General features: G+C 32.7%; 18 protein-coding genes. 13 read left to right on the forward strand and 5 right to left on the reverse strand.

The genetic code is table 11. The features are described 5' to 3' along the window. Positions 1-89: 89 nt before the first annotated feature. From EG358_RS07780 to EG358_RS07805, 6 genes are all read left to right on the forward strand, one after another. Positions 90-1,061 (forward strand): polyprenyl synthetase family protein, encoded by a 972-nt coding sequence (locus EG358_RS07780; protein ID WP_076563090.1) that lies wholly within the window; start codon positions 90-92, stop codon positions 1,059-1,061. Positions 1,062-1,133: 72 nt separating this feature from the next. Then, entirely contained in the window at positions 1,134-2,090 is a 957-nt protein-coding gene (locus EG358_RS07785) for a GSCFA domain-containing protein (protein ID WP_076563088.1), read from the forward strand. 31 nt (positions 2,091-2,121) lie between these two features. Next, positions 2,122-2,634, forward strand: coding sequence for a DUF4269 domain-containing protein (locus EG358_RS07790; RefSeq protein ID WP_076563123.1), 513 nt, complete (start codon positions 2,122-2,124; stop codon positions 2,632-2,634). A 4-nt stretch (positions 2,635-2,638) separates the two neighbouring features. After that, on the forward strand, positions 2,639-3,406 hold the full coding sequence (locus EG358_RS07795; protein WP_076563086.1) for a TatD family hydrolase: 768 nt from the start codon (positions 2,639-2,641) through the stop codon (positions 3,404-3,406). 53 nt (positions 3,407-3,459) lie between these two features. Beyond that, positions 3,460-4,560 (forward strand): hypothetical protein, encoded by a 1,101-nt coding sequence (locus EG358_RS07800; protein ID WP_123890047.1) that lies wholly within the window; start codon positions 3,460-3,462, stop codon positions 4,558-4,560. 100 nt (positions 4,561-4,660) lie between these two features. Continuing rightward, positions 4,661-5,578, forward strand: a complete 918-nt coding sequence (locus EG358_RS07805; RefSeq protein ID WP_394337935.1) for an IS982 family transposase — start codon at positions 4,661-4,663, stop codon at positions 5,576-5,578. A 77-nt stretch (positions 5,579-5,655) separates the two neighbouring features. Here EG358_RS07805 and EG358_RS07810 read toward each other — a convergent pair whose 3' ends face one another. The 5 genes from EG358_RS07810 to EG358_RS07830 form a co-directional block, all read right to left on the reverse strand. After that, positions 5,656-6,924, reverse strand: a complete 1,269-nt coding sequence (locus tag EG358_RS07810) for a DEAD/DEAH box helicase (RefSeq protein ID WP_076561534.1) — start codon at positions 6,922-6,924, stop codon at positions 5,656-5,658. Positions 6,925-7,090: 166 nt separating this feature from the next. Further along, the gene (locus tag EG358_RS07815; RefSeq protein ID WP_076561535.1) at positions 7,091-7,582 is read right to left on the reverse strand and encodes a DUF6438 domain-containing protein; all 492 of its coding nucleotides are present in this window, start codon (positions 7,580-7,582) and stop codon (positions 7,091-7,093) included. A 106-nt stretch (positions 7,583-7,688) separates the two neighbouring features. Further along, entirely contained in the window at positions 7,689-8,672 is a 984-nt protein-coding gene (gene obgE, locus EG358_RS07820) for a GTPase ObgE (RefSeq protein ID WP_076561536.1), read from the reverse strand. An 81-nt stretch (positions 8,673-8,753) separates the two neighbouring features. After that, complete coding sequence (locus EG358_RS07825; RefSeq protein WP_076561537.1) at positions 8,754-9,332, reverse strand: adenylate kinase; 579 nt, start codon at positions 9,330-9,332, stop codon at positions 8,754-8,756. 139 nt (positions 9,333-9,471) lie between these two features. Continuing rightward, complete coding sequence (locus EG358_RS07830; protein WP_076561538.1) at positions 9,472-10,026, reverse strand: phosphoribosyltransferase; 555 nt, start codon at positions 10,024-10,026, stop codon at positions 9,472-9,474. A gap of 171 nt (positions 10,027-10,197) precedes the next feature. Here EG358_RS07830 and EG358_RS07835 point away from each other — a divergent pair, with 171 nt between their 5' ends. The 7 genes from EG358_RS07835 (at position 10,198) to EG358_RS07865 (ending at position 20,586) form a co-directional block, all read left to right on the forward strand. Continuing rightward, positions 10,198-10,875, forward strand: a complete 678-nt coding sequence (locus EG358_RS07835; protein ID WP_076561539.1) for a response regulator transcription factor — start codon at positions 10,198-10,200, stop codon at positions 10,873-10,875. A 196-nt stretch (positions 10,876-11,071) separates the two neighbouring features. Next, positions 11,072-12,358, forward strand: coding sequence for a sensor histidine kinase (locus EG358_RS07840; RefSeq protein ID WP_076561540.1), 1,287 nt, complete (start codon positions 11,072-11,074; stop codon positions 12,356-12,358). A gap of 55 nt (positions 12,359-12,413) precedes the next feature. Continuing rightward, positions 12,414-14,396 carry an LTA synthase family protein gene (locus EG358_RS07845; RefSeq protein ID WP_076561541.1) on the forward strand — a complete coding sequence of 661 codons (1,983 nt, stop codon included), beginning with the start codon at positions 12,414-12,416 and terminating at the stop codon, positions 14,394-14,396. 495 nt (positions 14,397-14,891) lie between these two features. Continuing rightward, on the forward strand, positions 14,892-16,547 hold the full coding sequence (locus tag EG358_RS07850) for a T9SS type A sorting domain-containing protein (protein WP_076561542.1): 1,656 nt from the start codon (positions 14,892-14,894) through the stop codon (positions 16,545-16,547). 6 nt (positions 16,548-16,553) lie between these two features. Beyond that, positions 16,554-19,076, forward strand: coding sequence for a T9SS type A sorting domain-containing protein (locus EG358_RS07855; protein WP_076561543.1), 2,523 nt, complete (start codon positions 16,554-16,556; stop codon positions 19,074-19,076). A 153-nt stretch (positions 19,077-19,229) separates the two neighbouring features. Then, positions 19,230-19,928 carry a DUF1826 domain-containing protein gene (locus EG358_RS07860; protein ID WP_076561544.1) on the forward strand — a complete coding sequence of 233 codons (699 nt, stop codon included), beginning with the start codon at positions 19,230-19,232 and terminating at the stop codon, positions 19,926-19,928. Positions 19,929-19,995: 67 nt separating this feature from the next. Next, positions 19,996-20,586, forward strand: coding sequence for a hypothetical protein (locus EG358_RS07865; protein WP_123890049.1), 591 nt, complete (start codon positions 19,996-19,998; stop codon positions 20,584-20,586). Positions 20,587-20,959 lie beyond the last annotated feature (373 nt).

Below are 20,959 nucleotides of genomic sequence, written 5' to 3' on the forward strand. Positions count from 1 at the left end.
TATGCAATACATCCGCCTCAGTTATAAGGCGGATTTTTCTTTTACAAAACGCTCAGAAAATCGTATTTTTGTTCAAATTAAAATCTTTTATGGAATTCTTAGACACCTACCAACAGATTGTTGCTGATGCTATTACTAAATATACGTTTAAAGACAAACCTACAGAGCTGTATGAGCCGATGAATTATATCATCTCGCACGGTGGAAAACGTCTCCGTCCGATTATGGTTTTAATGGCTTGCGACTTATTTGGTGGTGATCAGAAAGAAGCGATAAAGCCGGCTCTGGCGATTGAGTTTTTTCATAATTTCACGTTGATTCATGACGATATTATGGATGAAGCTCCGCTAAGAAGAAACAAACCGACTATTCATACCATTCACGGTCTTAATACAGGAATTCTTTCAGGAGACGGTCTAATGCTTAAAGCATACAAGTTTTTTGAAGATTTGGAGCCGGAAATTTTTAAAGCTTGCGTCAGAATTTTCACACATACAGGTTTACTTCTATGCGAAGGTCAGCAATATGATATTAATTTTGAAACTCAGGAAAATGTAACGTTTGATGATTATATCAGAATGATTACTTATAAAACCGGAGTTTTGAGCGCTTCATCTTTTGAGATCGGAGCAATGATCGCTAAAGCACAGTTTAAAGATGCTAAAGCAATTTTCAATTTCGGAAAACACATCGGTATCGCTTTCCAGATTATGGATGATTATTTGGATGTTTTCGGAGATCAGGCACAGTTCGGAAAAAAGCATGCCGGAGATATTTATGAAAATAAAAAAACAGTGCTTTATCTTCTGGCAAGAGAGCACGGAACTGAAGAAGAACGTAAAGAACTAGACTACTGGTATTCTAAAAAAACAGATAACATCGATAAAGTATACGGTGTTGAAAAGATTTTCAGAAGAACAAGAGTTGATGAGAAAGCATTACGTCTGATCGAAAAACATAATGAAATCGGACAAAGTTATTTAGCAAAAATAAATGTTCCCGAAGAAAAGAAAAGACCATTCTCTGAACTTGCTAACTATTTGCTAAGAAGAGAAAGCTAAATTAGGTAATAGATTTTAGGAATTAGGGCTTAGTTTTTAAACTGCCTTTTACTAATTCCTACTCCAAAAAATATGAAATTCCGTACAGAAGTTGATATACAATCGTCGCAGCAAAAAATTGAAATTGAAGATAAGATATTTTCGATAGGTTCTTGTTTTGCCTTAGAAATGTCAGATTTGTTTCAGAAAGGTCAGCTTCAGACGGTAAACAATCCTTTTGGGACGATTTTTAATCCTTTTTCGATTAATAATTCGATTAAAAGACTTCATGATTCAGAGTTTTATTACGAAGATGATTTGATTTCCTATCATGACGAATTTATTTCTTTGGATCATCACACCAGTTTTGATACAAGATACGTTCACCAGACTTTAGATAAAATCAATTCGAAAATAGAAGAAGGAAATCGCTTTTTGCAGGAATCCAATTGGGTGATTATTACTTATGGAACTTCATTTATCTATGAATTTGAACCTAAAAAAAAGCTGGTTGCAAATTGTCATAAGATTCCACAAAAATTCTTTGAAAAAAGACTTTTAACGCATCAGGAACTTACAGATTCCATTTACGATACGATTATTAATCTTCATGATATTTGTCCGGAAAATGTTCAGATTCTGTTTACGGTTTCACCCGTTCGTCACACAAAAGACGGAATGATTGAAAATCAACTGAGTAAATCAAAATTGATTACTTCAATTCACGAAGTGGCTTCACAGTTTGAAAACTGCCATTATTTGCCGGTTTACGAAATCTTAATGGATGATTTGCGGGATTATCGATTTTATAAAGAAGATTTGATACATCCTAATTCACAAGCCGTTAATTATATTTTTGAGAAATTTGGTGAAGCTTATTTTTCATGTGAAACGAAAGATTTTATTAAAGAAAATTTTAAAATTAATAAAGCTTTAGAACATCGAACAGACGACGAAAAAGATCCCAAATTTATTGATTTTAAAGAAAAATTAAATCAAAGAATTGAAGTTCAGAGGCAAAAAGTAAAACACAACATATTCAAGGTTTAAAGTTCAATGTTTAATGTTAAAACCTCATGTAATGATTGATTTTACGAAACTCGATTATCTGAAGATAGGAAATGAAAGACAGAAAAGAGCTTATGAAGTTCTAACAAAATATAGAATCTTCGAGGTTTTAGAACATTATTCGCCAATTTTAGCAGGAACAATTCCTATTGAGATTGATATTGAAGGAAGTGATTTGGATATAATTTGTGAGGTTGAGGATAAAATCGAGTTTGAGAAATTTTTAGTTAAAAATTTTTCGGAATTTGATTTGAAAATTGAAAAAATTACGATTAAAGAAGAAAATTCTATCATTTGTAATTTTCAACTGGAAGAATTTCCTATCGAAATTTTTGCACAAAATATGCCAACTATTGAGCAAAATGCTTATCGCCACATGATCGTCGAATATAAAATTTTGCAGGAAAATGGAGAGGAGTTTAAACAAAAAATAATCGATCTTAAGAAAAAAGGAATCAAAACCGAGCCGGCTTTCGGAGTGCTTTTAGGCTTAAAAAATCCTTACGAAGATCTTTTAAAAATTTAAAATAATGATTGATACACATACGCATTTATATGCTGAAGAATTTAATGAAGATAGAAAAGAAACGATTCAAAGAGCTTTAGATAAAGGAATTACAGAATTTTATCTTCCTGCTATCGATTCAGAATCGCACGAAAAAATGCTTCAGTTAGAAAGTGAATATCCAAACCAGATTTTTTCGATGATGGGGCTTCATCCTTGTTACGTAAAGCCAGAATCTTGGGAAAGAGAACTTGAATTAGTCAAAAAATATCTTGATGAAAGACATTTTCCTGCCATTGGAGAGATCGGAATTGATCTGTACTGGGATAAATCAACTTTAGATATCCAGATAAAAGCTTTTGAACAGCAAATTGATTGGGCGATAGAAAAAGATTTGCCAATCGTTATCCACACCAGAGAAAGTTTTGACGAGACTTTTGACGTTTTAGAAAGAAAAAAGCATCCCAAACTTCGCGGGATTTTCCATTGTTTTTCAGGAAATTTAGAACAGGCAAAACATGCTTTAGATTTAAACTTTATTTTGGGAATTGGTGGAGTAATAACCTTTAAAAATGGAAAAATCGATCAGTTTTTAAATGAAATTCCATTAGAAAAAATTGTTCTGGAAACAGATTCACCTTATCTTGCTCCCGTTCCGTTTAGAGGAAAAAGAAATGAAAGTTCTTACTTAGATTTGGTTGCCGGAAAATTGGTTGATATTTATCAGAAAGATTTTGCTGAGATCGATAGAATTACAACTGAGAATGCGAGGAGAATTTTCCAAAAAAATTAAATGAATGATTAATGAAGAGTAGTTTATTTAAATTTTTAGAAGATTCAAAACTGATGAAAGTGATTATTTTTATCATTTACTTCATTATCAATTTTTTATTTTTAGTAAAATATGGTGCTCGTCAGGAAAAAGTACACATCTTATTTTTGGCTGTAATTTTCATTTTTATCCATGCAATATTCTATTTTAGCTATCATTCGATTATTAATAAATTAAAACTAAACTCAAAAATTATCTATGGTTTAGTTGTAGTCACAGGAATTATCTACTTATTTTTATCACATCTTACCAAAGATCCATATGCACTGAAAATTGACAGATGGCAGACTGCAGAATATTCGCTGGATTATTGGCTTCACGGAAAATATATTTACAGTACCAAAAATTTTATGGGTAATATTCCTTCATATTTACCTGGACAGCTTTTGTTTTTGTTAGGCTTCTATCTTATTGGTAATATAGGGTATTTGCAGGTTGTAAGTTTGGTACTTTTTAGTTTTGCTGTAATAAAAGAATTTAAAGCTAATAACATTCGTTTATTAGGAATTTTGATGATGTTTTTTTCGCTCTCTTTTATTTATGAAGCTGTTTGTAAGAGCGATTTTATTTCTTCTTTTATTATAGTTTCATTTTTTATTATTTATTGGAGTAGAAAATATCAAGACAATTATTTTCAGAAACCTTTGCTTTTAGGTGTTATTTTGGGGGTATTGTGTCTGACTAGGAGTGTGGTAGTAGTACCAATCATACTTTTCTTATGCAAACCCTTTTTTCAAGCTTCATGGGCAGAGAAAATTAAATTTTCTTGCATGTACATTATCACTATCGTTCTGTTGCTCTTATCAATACTTTTGCCAGCTGAGGATTTTGATTACATTTTAGCTTATAATCCTTTAGGAATGCAAGGTCAGTCTAATGTTTTTGTAATATTGATTTTCCTTTCGTTATCGGTTTTTTTATCATTTATTGTAAAAGAGATTCGACATATTTTTTATCTGTCTACAATAATTGTTTTTAGTTTAATGTGTGCCCATATAATCCAACAATTACTGAGAGAGACAACTTTTAATTATCTTAATATTACTTATCTCGCAGCAGCTCTTCCTTTTTGTGTTATTAGCTTTTGCTTTTTATCAGAAAGAAAATATAATTAACCTGAGTTCGGGATAAGAGTTGAAAATAAATTTGCAATAAAAAGCAATAATTTGTACATTTAAGTATCTAACATTCAAATGTTTAAACGAATTATTGCTTATGATTCTGAAAGACCAAATTACAAATATTTTTGTACAAGTTGACGATTTTTGTAAAGAATTTGATTCCCAAATCAAACAAATGAAGTTTCAGGCGCTGGGAGATCAAAAGAAGAGAAGAAACAGAAGATCTATGATGTCCGATTCTGAAATCATTACCATCATGATCGGTTTTCATCTCGGTGCACACAAAACATTTAAGCATTACTACCAGGAAATAGTGTGTGGCTACTGGAAAAATTTGTTTCCAAAAGCCCTTTCCTACAATAGATTTATAGAACTTCAGCAAAGAAGTTTTGTGGTTTTTGCATTGTTTCTGAAAGAAAAATGTTTGGGTAAATGCACGGGAATAAGCTTTATGGACAGTACCACTTTGAAGGTTTGTAGAAACCAAAGGATACACAATCATAAAGTTTTCAAAGGTTTGGCAGAACGCGGAAAATCTTCAATGGGCTGGTTTTATGGGTTTAAACTGCATTTGGTTTGTAATGAAAAAGGAGAACTTCTATCTTTTTATTTAACGAAAGGAAATGTTGATGACCGAAATCCGAAACATATTAAAAAAATGACAGAGCAGCTTTTTGGAAAACTCTTTGCCGACAAAGGATATCTTTCCAAGGCTCTCTGGGAGATGCTTTTTGCTGATGGAATCCAGCTTTTCACAAAGCTTCGTAAGAATATGAAAAATCATATCATGAAAATGGAAGACAAGATTTTGCTTCGAAAAAGAGCCATCATTGAGACGATAAATGATGAATTAAAGAATCACTGCCAAGTGGAACACACCAGACATCGAAGCGTGAATAATTTTATGATGAATATTTTGGGAAGTCTTTCAGCATATTGCTTTTTCCCAAAAAAACCATCATTAAACTTGAAAAAAGTAAATGATGGTCAATTATTTTTAAGCTTTCTTTAACCCTAACTCAGGTTAATTAATAATCAATTAGAATAGATACAATAAAAAAGCCTTCCAAAATCGGAAGGCTTTCTTGTTTATTTATTTCTGGAAAAGTTATTTTTATTCTTTGGTTTTTTAAAACCTGTATCTTTTCTTTGTTGACCTGCATTTGCCGGTTTGGGTCTCGGTGTAAAAGGTTTATTGTTAGAATCTCTTTTCTCAACAACCAAATTATCGGTGTGATAAGGATGATCTTTTACAACGGGGATTTTCATTCCGATCAGTTTTTCGGTATCTTTAAGATTAAGTAAATCTAAACCATCAACGAAAGATAAAGAACTTCCTTCAGCTCCTGCACGGCCTGTTCTTCCGATACGGTGAACGTAGGTTTCTGCAACATCAGAAAGCTCAAAGTTGATAACATATTTCAGTTCATCAATATCAATACCTCTCGCTGCAATATCTGTAGCTACCAAAACACGCGTTCTTCCTGATTTAAAATTATTCAAAGCATTTTGTCTCGCATTTTGAGATTTGTTACCGTGAATCGCTTCTGTTGCTATGTTTGCGGACTGAAGTTTTCTAGCAATCTTGTCAGCACCATGTTTTGTTCTTGAGAATACCAGAACAGATTCTTTGATGTTGTTTTCTAAAATGTGAGAAAGAAGATCCAGTTTTTTATCCTTATCAACAAAATAAACAGATTGTTTAATTGTTTCTGCAGTTGAAGAAATTGGTGTTACAGATACCTTTATTGGTGTATTCAGGATAGAATCTGCTAATTTTTGAATTTCAGTCGGCATTGTTGCAGAAAAGAAAAGAGTTTGCCTTCTTTGAGGTAAAAGTTTAATAATTCTTTTTACATCATGTACAAAACCCATATCTAGCATTCTGTCGGCTTCATCCAAAACAAAAATTTCAAGATTTTTAAGAGAAATAATTCCCTGTGCAATAAAATCTAACAATCTTCCAGGAGTTGCTACCAAAATATCAACACCTTTTCTCAAAGCTGCAACTTGATTTCCCTGTTTTACACCACCGAAAATCACCAACTGTTTTAATGGTAAATTTTTTCCGTATGCATTGAAGCTTTCTTCAATTTGAATAGCTAATTCTCTTGTTGGAGTAAGAATTAATGCTTTTATATGATTACTTTTTGGGCCTTTTCTTTCTGTAAGATTCTGTAGAATCGGGATGGCAAAAGCAGCAGTTTTACCGGTTCCTGTTTGTGCTGTACCCAGAACATCTCTGTGTTCTAAAATTGATGGAATCGCTTGTTCCTGAATAGGTGTTGGTTTTTCGTAACCTTCTTTTTGAAGCGCATCCAAGATGGGCTTAATAAGTTTTAAGTCTGTAAATAACAAAATATATATTGCGTATTAAAATAATGCGGTCGAAGCAGTATACTTCATCATTTTTTAGCAGATCTGCTAAAAAGATTAACAGAGTTTTTAAGTAATATTAATTACTATTTGGCTGAGAATGCCGCGAAATATACTGCAAATATAGCGTAAATAATTTTAAATACAATTATTGAACTTTTTCCCACTGCTGATTGTGCTTCAGATCTTCAAAAAATTGATACACAGTCTTCAGTTTTTCAGTTCCTCGTTTTCCGTAATCTTCAATGTTTTTAGATGATCCATCATTAAATTTTACTCTTAAATAAGATGTAGATAAATCGGTAATATTACGTGAGCCATATTTATCATTAAGACTTTTTAGGTCTAGACCATCAAGAAGTGTAATAAGTTTTTTGTAATCTGCTTCTTTTATAGTCGTTTTAAAAGTTCCTTCTCTGGGTTTATCAAATTCTCCTTTTGAAAATCCTTTAGAAAAATTAAAATGCTCGGCTTCCAAAACAGCTGTTCGGTCAGCGTTAATGGTCATTTTATAAATGGGACAAGAACCAAAGCATGCACCCGCTTCATATTCTATGGTTGAATATTTTGACGATGACATTTTCTGAGTAGTGCATGAGAAAAGAAAAATAATTGAAAAGAGACTTAATAGATATTTCATTGTTTTTTTTATTTGAAATGATTGTTTCAATAAGTATTCCAAAATAGCGAATAAAAAAATAGAGAAACCCGAAAGCTTCTCTATAAATATTGATAAATATTATTTTCTATCCGTGCAATTGTTTCCAAATAGCATCTTTTAATTCAACTAAACCTTCTCCGGTAACACCCGAGAAAAACAGTGGTTTTTTGTTTTCTGGAAATTCTGCGGAAATTTCTTTTTTCAATTCATCGTCTAAAAGATCGGCTTTAGAAACAGAAATAATAAAGTCTTTATCTAAAAGTTCAGGATTATATTCTTTCAATTCATTCTCCAAAATTTTAAACTCCTGAAAATGATGTTCAGAATCTGCAGGTATTAAGAATAATAAGATCGAATTTCTTTCAATATGTCTTAAAAACCTATGGCCAAGACCTTTACCTTCTGCAGCGCCTTCAATAATCCCCGGAATATCTGCCATTACAAAAGATTTGTAATTTCTGTAATCAACGATTCCTAAATTGGGCGTTAAAGTTGTAAATGCGTAATTGGCAATTTTAGGTTTTGCTGCAGAAACAGAGGCTAGTAGAGTAGATTTTCCGGCATTTGGGAAACCTACAAGACCGACATCGGCTAATATTTTAAGCTCGAAAATGATGTAACCTTCCTGACCATCCATTCCCGGTTGTGCAAAACGTGGCGTTTGATTGGTTGATGATTTGAAAAATTCATTTCCTTTACCACCTTTACCGCCTTCCATCAGAATGATTTCCTGGCCATCTTCCAATATTTCGCCTACAATTTCTCCATCTTCATTTTTAGCAATAGTTCCGATCGGCACATTGATGTAAACATCTTCTCCGTACGCTCCTGTTAACTGGTTTTTTGCTCCGTTTTGTCCACGCTCAGCTTTTATGTGACGGGTATAACGAAGCGGAAGTAAAGTCCATTCATGGGCATTTCCTTTCATGATCACGTGGCCACCTCGGCCTCCGTCTCCACCATCAGGACCACCTTTGGGAATATATTTTTCACGACGAAGATGGGCAGAACCTGCGCCACCATGACCGCTTTTACAATGAATCTTTACGTAATCTACAAAATTTGACATATATTTTTAACTTAGGATTTAGGGCTTAGAGCTTAGGATTTAGCGTAAACAACTATTACCTAATTCCTAAACCCTAATTCCTTATTTTATTTTTTCTACTTCAGCGAAAAGTTTTTCAGAAATCTCGTTGATTTCTCCAACACCGTTGATCTCTACATATTTACCTTGTTGTTTGTAAAGCTCGGCTACTTCTGCTGTTTTTGTGTAGTATTCTTTTATTCTGTTTTCAATGATTTCTACATTGCTGTCGTCTGATCTTCCGCTGATCTCACCTCTTTTCAGTAATCTTTCAACTAAAATAGTGTCTTCAACAACTAAAGAAAGACAAACATCAATCTTATCATTCAGTTCTTCTTTTACTATTTTTTCCAAAGCTTCTGTCTGCACTGCAGTTCTGGGATATCCGTCGAAAATAAATCCTGCCGCATCGCTTGGTTTTCTGATTTCGTCAATCAGCATATCTGTCGTTACCTGATCCGGAACCAATTCTCCTTTATCGATATATGATTTTGCCAATTTTCCCAATTCGGTATCATTTTTCATGTTGAATCTGAAAAGATCACCTGTTGAGATTTGCTTTAAATTGAATTTCTCGATTAAGTTTTGCGCTTGAGTACCTTTTCCACTTCCTGGAGGGCCGAACAGAACAATGTTTATCATAATGTTGTTTTGCTTTGGGCAATTGGCAACTGCTTTTGGCGGTTTGCAACTTTGCTTTCAGCTTTTTTAGTTATTATTAAATTTATTTCTTTATTTTACTTTTTTAAGCTAAAAGCTGTGAGCTCCTAGCCTACAGCGTTTAATGGTTGATTTGTCCGTCTTCCAATTGGTATAGATTCGATAGGTTTCTGCCTAGTTCATCATAATCCAATCCATAACCCAAAACAAATTTGTTTGGAATTTCCTTTCCAATATAATCCAGTTTAAAATCCTTTTTATAAACTTCAGGTTTCAATAAGAAAGAAGCAATTTTTACAGACTTAGGACGTTGGGTCTCATTAAAATATTTAAAAAGACTTTCAACAGTATTTCCTGTGTCTACGATGTCTTCTACAAGAATGATGTGACGATCTCTTACATCTTTCGTCAATTCCATTTTCTGATAAACAATACCTGTAGATTCTGTTCCTGCATAAGAACTCATCTGAATAAAAGCGATTTCGCAAGGCCCGGGATAATGTTTAAGAAGATCAGAGAAAAACATGATAACACCGTTTAAAACACCGATGAAAACAGGTACTTCATCTTTATAATCTTCATAGATTTTCAGAGCGGTTGCCTTTACAATTTCCTGAATTTCGGCATCCTTTAAATAGGGAACAAAAGTTTTGTCGTGAACTTGAATACTTTCCATAAAATTTTTCGTAGAGCGCAAAGTTACGGATTTTTGATTAAAATATTTTGTAGTTTTTGCAAGGTGTTGTTATCGGTAATATTTTTCTGCAGATTGATAAGTTTTAAATCTTATCTTTATTACTTTTTTAATTCATAATTTCCTCGGGAATGAATCATTAAATTTGATGCTGTGAAAATTTTAATCATCGAGGACGAAATAGAACTGTCTAAAAGTATTGCAGAATATCTTTCGGGAGGAATCTATTTGTGTGAATTTGCCACTACTTTTAAGCAGGCAATGAATAAAATAGAAATGTTCCAGTACGACTGTATTGTTTTAGACATCATGCTTCCCGATGGAAACGGGCTTACTATTTTGAAAGAATTAAAAAAACAAAACAAACAAGACGGTGTCATTATTGTTTCGGCAAAAAATGCTTTAGAAGATAAAATCGAAGGTTTACAATTGGGAGCAGATGATTATCTGACGAAGCCTTTTCATCTTTCTGAACTCATGGCGAGAATTTACTCGATCATCAGGAGAAAACAATTTAACAATTCTAATATTATCGTTCAGAACGAGCTTCAGATCGATCTTTTGGCCAAGACGGTGATGATTAACGATAAAAATATTAATCTTACAAAAAAAGAATTTGATCTGCTTCTTTACTTTATAGGAAATAAAAATAAAGTAATCTCTAAAAGTACTCTGGCAGAGCACCTTTCAGGAGATTTGGCAGACATGCTCGACAGTCATGATTTTGTCTACGCTCATGTAAAAAACCTCAAGAAAAAATTATATGATGCAGGTTGCGAACATTATCTTAAAACAGTCTACGGAACCGGTTATAAATGGGGTGATAATTAGTTATGAGTTATAAATGATGAGTTATGAATGATAAAAAGAATATTTTGAAAGATAAGAGCTTTATTTTTTGCAATAAGAATTGTAAAACTATATAAACACATTGTTATACATTAGAAATATTAAAAATGATTCGTAGCGCCATTATAATAACAAATCGAAAAATTTATAATTTATAATTCATAACTTATAATTTTTAATGAAACCGCTTTTAAGTAAAACCACCAAACCGTTTATTATCTATGTACTCGTAATTTTATTAATGAGTATTCCTGTTTATTATTTTATTGTAGATACGATTTGGCAGAATGAGCTTGATGAGCATAACAAAACTATTGCAGAAAAAACAGCTTATGAATTTAATCACCTGAAGCTTTCTAATGAAATGTTGCACGAAAGTATTAAACTTTGGAACAGCATTCAGCCGGAGACAAATATTGAAAACATAAAAGCAGAAGTTCCGCAAAATGACGAATATTTTACCGTAGAAAAAGCCGAAACTTTTGCTGCCGAACCTGAAATAGAACGATATCGTTGTCTGAAAAAAGTAGTTTACATCAACAACAAACCCTTTCTTTTTACGGTACAGACCAATATCGAAGAATCTCGTGAAACTATTGCTGCTATTGCGCTCAATACGGCATTTTTCTTTGCAATTATTGTTGTGGGACTTCTTTTTCTCAACAGAAGACTGTCGGTAGTGGTTTGGAATCCGTTCAGAAATACATTAGAAAAACTAAAAAACTTCAACCTGAACCATCAAAGTAAAATAGAATTTGAAAAAACCGATACTACAGAGTTTGAGGAGCTTCACCAGTCACTATCTAAATTAATAGAACACAGTATCTCGGTCTATAAAACTCAAAAGGAATTTACTGAAAATGCTTCTCACGAATTGCAGACTCCTTTGGCAATTATTAAGCATAAATTGGATATTCTTCTTCAGAATGAAGATTTAACTTCAAAACAATATGAAATTGTAGAAGATATCAACAAGGCTTTGACCAGAAGTTCCAGAATCAATAAAAATCTTTTGCTGCTTGCCAAAATTGAAAACAGTCAGTTTGATATATCTGAAAATATTTTGTTTAATAAGGTAATTGAGCAAAGCTGTGAAATGCTGGAAGAGCATTTTCATCAAAAAAATATTAAAGTACATTCTTCTCTTGAAATGGAAGTTTTTGTAAATGGAAACATGAGTTTAACGGAAGTTTTGATCAATAATTTAATAGTTAATGCAATACGGCATACTACACAAAATGGAATTATTGATATGAAATTGGTAGACTCTTCTTTTCAAATTACAAATTCAGGAACGGAAAAGCTTAATGAAGATTTTTTGTTTAAAAGATTCTCCAGACTTTCTGCTGACAGTACCGGAAGCGGTTTAGGGCTTGCCATTATCTATGAAATCTGCAAATTTCAGAATTGGGAAATTATTTACACATTTGAAAATGATCAACATATTTTTACAGTGAATTTTTAAAATTCTAAATTAATTCTAAATTGAGAAACATCTTTACGTTTTAAAAAAGTAAAGCATGTTCTCAAAAAAACTTTCAAACCTTACAGGAAAGGCATTTAACAGTAGATTTTCTGCATTTTTCAGTATTCTAAGTTTATATATTTTATTGTCGTTTTTAATACGATTAGTATTTTTTTTATGGTCATCAAAAGATGTAGATTTTAATTTTGTTTATATTCTGAGAATATTTTTCACAGGTTTTCTTTATGATTTTATTTCGGGGTCATTATTCTTATTTCTTTACCTTCTTTACCTTTTGATTTTTCCAAAAAAATGGATAGGCTCTTTATTTGACAAAGCTTTTACTTATTTTTATTTAGCGGTTATTCTCTTGGTCATTTATTTCAGTCTTCTTGCGGAAATTCCGTTTTGGGACGAGTTTGAAGTTAGATTTAATTTTATTGCAGTTGATTATTTAATTTACACTTACGAAGTTGTAGAAAACATCAATCAGTCTTATCCGTTACCTTTGCTTATCGCCATATTGTTCGGGTTGGTCGCTTTGACGTTTTTTCTTCTGACAAAATTCAAAATATTCAGAAAGACCTTTTCAGATCATATAGAATTAAAAAAACGAGCATTTTTTGTGAGTCCTGTCTTGGTTTTGACAATTGTTTTGGGATTTTTCATGAAAAACAAATATGCAGATTTCAGTAATAATCTTGTAGACAATGAACTTGGAAAAAACGGTGCATTTTCATTTATAGCAGCTTTCAGATCAAATGAACTGGATTATGAAACCTTTTATCCTAAAATTTCAGATAAAAAAGCATATTCAATTTTAAAGCAGAATCTTTTACAGGAAAATCAAAGCTATTCCTCAGCGAAATTTGATGATATTTCGAGACTTACAAAAGGTAATGGAGAGCAAAAACCAAATATCGTAGTAATCGCTATTGAAAGCTTTAGCGCAGAATTTCTAAGTACATTCGGGAATAAAGATCATCTTACTCCCAATTACGATCAATTGGCAAAAGAAAGTATTTTCTTTACCAATCTTTATGCAACAGGAACCAGAACCGTGCGTGGTATGGAGGCTCTCACTTTGTGCGTTCCGCCAACTCCGGGAAACAGTATCGTAAGACGACCGAATAACCAGAATTTGTTTTCTGTAGCAACCATTTTAAAAGATAAAAAATATCAGCCTTACTTCATTTATGGTGGTGACGGTTATTTTGATAATATGAATAATTTTTTCGGCGGACAAGGATTTACGATTGTAGACAGAAATCGAGGAAATCCTTTATCGGAGAGTATAAAGACCGAACGTTTTCAGATAAAAGATGACGAAGTGAGTTTTGAAAATGCATGGGGAATTTGTGATGGAGATCTATACAAGCAGGCAATAAAATATGCAGATAAAGAAAGTAATTCAAATAAACCGTTTTTTGAGTTTCTAATGACTACCTCTAATCATAAACCCTATACATTTCCAAAAGGAAAAATTGATCTTCCGCAAGGTGACAGAAACGCAGCGGTAAAATATACAGATTATGCATTAGGAAAATTCATCAGCGATGCAAAGAAAAAACCTTGGTTTAAAAATACAGTCTTTGTAGTGGTTGCAGATCATTGTGCAAGCAGCGCAGGAAAATGGGAAATAAATATTGGGAAACATCATATTCCTGCGATTATCTATAATCTTAAACAAAAACCTGAGGAAATCAATAGACTTACTTCTCAGATTGATCTTATGCCTTCGCTGTTCGGGTATCTGAATTGGTCATACGATACCAGTTGGTACGGAAAAGACATTAATAAAACCAAAATAGGAGAGGAGAGGGCTTTTATAGGGAATTACCGCACTCTGGGCTTACTTCGGAATGATCTTTTTACTCAAATTGACGACAGAAAAAGAGTAAAGCAGTTTACCGTTTCCCGAACCGACAAATCATTGCAGGAAGTTAACTTTAAAAATAAAGATCTTGTTTCTGAAACAATCTCTTATTATCAAACTGCAAGCGAAAGGTTTAAAAATGGTAAAATGAAAACGAAATAAGTTTTATCAATATTTACAATTTATAAATTTCTTCTAAAAAGTCATAATAAAAGATGTTATGTAAATAAAAAAGAATTGTCTGAAATTTTAAGACTAAAAATAGAATACCAGTCCATTTATTTGATAAAAACCGAGGTTCCAAATAATATATAATTAAATGTGTATTTAACAAAGTAACTTTGATATTAAAGAATTTTATTTAGTAAGAGTAGTATTTCGTTTTTATATGTGTTGATTAATGACTTTAATCTGGTAAATATCATAATTTTAGTATTGAAAATAATCATTAAAAATTCTAAAAGTAAAAAATTACTAATATAATCATGTTTATTTTGTCGAATATCTATCAAGTTAATTGATTGATTATCAGATTTAAATTTTCAGGTGTGTGGTAAGTAGGTGGTTTGCTTTGTAAAGTGAGTGCTGTTGATGTAGCTATAAATTTGCCCTGTTTTTTCCTAAGCTGTATTGTTGTTTGAAATAATCAACAGGTATATGAAAAAATCTCTCTTTTTTTTAGCGCTTTTAGCAGCAGTTGCAAGTAAAGCACAGTGGACAAACAATTATGCAGTAAATACAATTGCTTCGGATGCATCGGTATTGGCTTCAAATTCACAAACGACTTCGGACGGTAAAACTTATTTGTCATATTGGGTTTCAAAACCTGCTCCCGAGTATTTTAAATTGTATGTGCAGTTATTGGATGAAAATGGAAATAAACTATTTGGACCTACTGGAATGGAAGTTCATGCCGGTGGAGATTTCCCACTCAATATGTCATCCTATACTTCAATATATAATACGGCGATCGATAGCAATAATAATTTTTATATTGCTTTTATGGAAACGGGTGGAAGCCAAAGAGGATTTGTACACAAAATTTCACCTGCAGGTACAGAATTGTGGGGTTCGGATGGATTACCGTTAGGAAATGCAGCGTATTTTCCTAAAGTTTTTACGGATAAGAATTCATCTAACGTATATGTAAGTTCGTTTCAGAACGGATTGGGAGTTTTGGGTAAATATGACGCAAGTAAAACTTTATTGTGGCCTGCCACTCAAACTATTCCAGCTCCGGTAAGCTACAACGTAACCAGCCTTGGTGAAGGTGCAGTGCTTTCTGACGGTAGTTTTTTGGCACTCTTTCATGCAAAAACAGCAATAACAACTTCCAATTCTAATTTTTTTGCACAAAAATATAACAGTACTACCGGAGCCCCGATGCTAGCAGCTCCAACAAAGATTTCTGACAGAACTACCTTTTCTAATACCAATTATACTTGTGTGCAGGATAATGATATATTATATTTAGGATATTCCGGGGCAAACAGTTCAAGAACAGATTCTTTTCTGCAAAAAATTGCTGCTGACGGAACTATCCCATGGGGAATTAACGGGGTCGATTTTGCGACTACAAACCAATATTTTGAGTTTAATACCTCTATTGCGATGAATTCCGGTTCTAATTATATTTGGGCTTTATCTCGACTCACGTCAAGTGGACAAGGCTCCATTGGTTCATTTGTTCAGAAATTCGATAAAAATACAGGTGCCAGACTTTTATCTGATAGTGCGCAGGAAATTTATCCGGTAACACCAACTTCAAAGCAACCGACGAGTACTTTGAAAATGCTTGGAGAAAAACCTGTTTTTGCCACAATTGACAGTAATTATAATGGCGCTAATGCTACAACTATTTCTTTAACCATCTTAAACGAAAATACACCTTCTACATTTATTATTCCCGGAGGTAGTGTAGGGGTCGGAACATCAGCTTTTGCAAAAGGAAATATTTATCTTAACAAAGGCTTAAACAATCAGTTTATTGTGACTTGGACTGAGAACAGAACGGGGATTACCAGTCCGTATGCACAGAATTATGACTTCTCATCTTTCCTTTCTACAAACGATTTGGTAAAAAATGATAAAAATGATTTGTCTGTTTACCCTAATCCTGTACGATCTGTTTTACACATTCAATCTAAAGAAGATATTTCATCGTTAACTATATATAATACAGCAGGACAGTTGATCAATGCTTCTAAGGAAACACGTCAGCTTGATTTTTCTTCATTCGAAAAAGGAGTTTATTGGGTTCGTATTTTGGACAAAAAAGGAAACGAATCGACAAAAAAAGTAATTAAAAACTAATAAACGATGAGAAAATACATACTTTTATTTCTACTGTTAACCTGCAATTTCTACTTTTCGCAGGCTGGTAATATAGATGCAACATTTAATACTGCAGATTCGGGTAATGGTGCTGGTGATGGTGCCAACGGAAATATTTCGAAGTCTTTAAAATTATCTAGCGGTAAACTATTGCTGGTGGGTAATTTCACTTCATACAATGATGGTATTTTAGGAAGAATAGTAAGAATTAATACCGATGGAAGCATTGATGCAACCTTTAACAGTGGAACAGGAGTAAATGCTTATGTTTATTCAGCCGCTGAGCAGCCTGATGGTAAAATAATTATTGGCGGAAGCTTTACCAGCTACAACGGAGCTACAGTTAACAGAATCATAAGACTAAATTCTGACGGAACTTTAGACAGTACATTTTCAGGTGTAGGAGCAGGACCAAGCGGCAATAGTTTAGTTGATAATATTGTGATTTTACCTACCGGAAAAATTTTGATAGGTGGAAGCTTCAGTGCTTATAATAATATTACTGCGGTTAAAATTGCAAGGCTTAATGCTGATGGCTCTTTAGATGCCACATTTGTCTCAAGTCCGGGAGTCGGAAATTCAAGCGCATCAATCAATAAAATGGAGTATGATGCTGCAAATCAGAAGATTTATGTTGGAGGGAGCTTCACTTCAATTAATGGTACTACAGTAAATAGAATTGCAAGATTAAACAGTGACGGCACCGTAGACACTTCTTTTATTATCGGAAGCGGAACATCACAAGGCTTTAACAATACGGTTTCTGAAATTGTACTCTTAAGTACAGGTAAACTTCTCGTTGGTGGAACTTTTGGGTCTTACAATGGCAATGGTACCCTCAAAAATATTTGCAGGCTGAATAGTGATGGTACTTTAGATGGTACTTTCAATTTTAATAATGCTGCAAATACAGGTGTTTATGCTATAAAAACGATAGGAAATAAACTTTTTGTAGGAGGAAACTTTACTTCTTACGCCGGAGTGCCAGTGAGTAGATTGGTAAAGTTAGATGCAGATGGTAATCTTGATACCACCTATAATGCAGGAAATTCAGGTGCAAATTCTTCTGTACTTAATATTATAGACAATTTAGACGGTACGATCTTTATTACAGGTTCATTTAATATGTATAATGGTTTGGTAAAAAACTACTGTGCTCATATTCTCGCAGACGGAACGCCAGACACCACCTATAATTTAGGTACAGGTGCAGATGGCAATGTGAGCTCCATTGTTTTTCAACCCGATAATAAAATGATTATAGGCGGCGAATTTACAAGCTATAACGGAACGGTAAAGAATAAAATCGCAAGACTCAATACCGATGGAACATTAGATACATCATTTAATATGAATGGGGCAGGTGCAAACGGAACTGTTTCTGCCGTAGCTTTACAAAACAACGGTAAAATTATTGCCGGAGGTACTTTTACAAAATATAATGGAAATGATATAACTAATCTGGTAAGAATAAATGCTGATGGATCTTATAGTAACGACCTTACTTTAGGAACAAGTTTCAATAATTCTGTTACTGCAGTTGCCGTACAAAATGACGGAAAGATAATTGTAGGAGGCAGCTTTACCAATTACAACGGAACAGCAATTAACAGACTCGCTAGACTGAATACCGATGGTACAATAGATGCTACTTTTTCAATTGGAACAGGCGCTAATTCCGGTTCTATTTCTTCTATTATGCTTCTTACAGATGGGAAAATGATTATAACAGGATTATTTACCTCTTTCAATGGAACTACAGGCAGGATTTTCAGACTGAATACCGACGGAACGATAGATACATCCTTCAGCACCGGAGGAACGGGAACTAATTTACCGATATATACAATAGCAGTTCAGCAGGATGGAAAAATATTGATTGGAGGAAACTTCTCAACATTTAACGGGATTGCCAATGCAAGAGTTGCAAGGTTAAATTCTAACGGAAGTCTGGACACTACATTCGCTCCGGGAACAAATATTGACGGTTCTGTGCAAACCCTTGTTGTACAACCAGACAATAAAGTGATTATAGCAGGCGCCTTTACCAAATACGGGACTACATTGTCTAATAAAATCATGAGGCTGAATGCAGATGCTACGCTGGATACAACATTTGATGTTGGTAGCGGTACAAATAACAATATCAATAAAATGGTTTTAGACCCAAATAATAATGTATTAATAGGAGGGGTGTTTACCAATTACAAAGGCAACGGAAAAAATAGAATTGCAAGAATTTTAAATGTTGTAAGCTCTTTGGCTACTGCTGAAATTAGAAATAAAACTGATGTAGATTTGTATCCAAATCCGTTTACTAATGACATTCATATCCATACTACTGAAAAACTAAGCAATGTATCTATATATGATATGTCCGGTAAAATAGTGTACGTGTCAGATAAGAAAGATTTAAATTTATCTCATCTCTCAAAAGGTACTTATATATTAAAAGCTATGTCAGCTGGAAATAAAACAATTACTGTAAAAAAGATTATTAAAAAATAATTATTTCGATCAAATCAAACGAAAGCTGTCTCTGAGAGACAGCTTTTTTTGTTAAAATTGTTCCGTCCTAAAATAAGTTTACAATCTAATATTTGTCTTACGTTGTTTCATTATTTTTGCATAAAGTTAAACGACCATACAATTATTTAATATATGCACAATACATCTTCCGATAACCATCAAGTTGGAGTAGTTTCTTCTTTTTCCGAACTTGTAGATACAAGCTTTCATGGAGCTATGAACGCAATCTGTTGGAGCAGAAAATTGAATGGTGATTTTGCAGAAATTGTTTATAAGCTGCAATTAAAAGAAAACATTACAGAAGTTTCTATCGAAGATCTTTTGGCTTTAGAATTATCAGAAAATGGTATTTTAGCAAGAGAAATTATCTTAAATGATCTAAAATTATTAAGTGATTTTGGAGCATCGCCTTCACTCAATTTACTCAAAAATTACGAACAAGATGAGGAGTTCGATTTCATTTCGACAGATGTATATTCTTTTCATGTAGATCGCTCGCCAGTTGGTACCGATACTTTTCTATGTACGTATTATGGTGCAGCAAGCGATATTATACCTACTGATGAGGTTAAACAAAAAATATTAATTCCGGAAATCAGAGCAAAGCTTAAACAATTGCACGACGGTCCGGAAGAAGACTTTGAAAACTTTCTAAAAGAAAACTTTTTCGACCTTCATTATGAGGCCAGACCTGATGCAAATCCAACAAATTTAGGCATAGGACATCTTTGGCGTTTGGCGGTAGATTATCCTTCGCAAAAAGTTTTGCCTTGTGTTCATCGAGCTCCTGTGGAAAATGATGGGGAATATCGGTTACTTTTGATTTGTTGATTTATTAAAAAAACAAACTCAAAAGTATATGGTTTCTTTTGGTAAAAAGGAACATTTAAAACGAATTATGAGAAATATATTACTTATTATACTGGCAACCATCCTTTGCTCTTGCAAAAAAGATAATTTTGAAATTAAAATTTTAAATACTTCGATTTCAACAAATGATTCTGTTCGGTTCGAGCTTTACAATAATACAAATGAACACTATTTGTTTTATTTTGAAAATCCTAAACTTGATTATAATTCAAAGAGTAAAAATCCTATAATTGCTGAAGTGAGTGCTGAAAATATAGCTGCTAAAGTTGAAGTTTCTTCAGATCCTTTATATATATTAAATGAAAATGGTTCGTTTAATCCACAGGATATAAAAGAAATGGAAAAATACAGTACATTGGCGAAGAAACGTATTCATAGAGTAATATCTCCACAAAGTTCAGTTATTTTTACTCTTCCATTTATTGATTCTACAAATATAAAAGGAGGCAAAACATATCCTATTTTAGACGATAAAAAGAGATATCATCTGAAAATAAAAATGGATATAGATACTAACTTAATAGACAAAAAGGAACTAGAAAATATTAAATATAATTACAAAAATAATATTAAATTTTTTCATGGGAAATTAGCTTCAAAAACATTAAAATTAAAATAAAATCTTCCGTCAATTTTGCATTGTCTTTTGAAACAGTTAACTGTTAAAAGACTTTTTTATTAAATATTTAGAAGTTTTAGTTCCCTACTTTCCGATACAGAAAGTAATATATTGTTGAAATTCAATGTATTATATAATCTAAGGTGTACAAAAGTTGTACAAAATGAAATGCTGCAACATCTTTTTTTTGAACATCTTTCCAAGAATTTCATCACATCAAACTACCATGAATAGACAGTTTTACTAAATTTCAAGCTTAAATTTTAATAAATCCTGTACATCTTTTGTGTTTAAGTTGTTGATTATTAGTGTTTTATTGTAATTTGTAACTTTAGTAGATAATTGAGTTTTTTTTTAATTGCTTATGAAAAAG

This window comes from Chryseobacterium indoltheticum (assembly GCF_003815915.1).
In the GTDB taxonomy this organism is placed as follows: Bacteria; Bacteroidota; Bacteroidia; order Flavobacteriales; family Weeksellaceae; genus Chryseobacterium; species Chryseobacterium indoltheticum.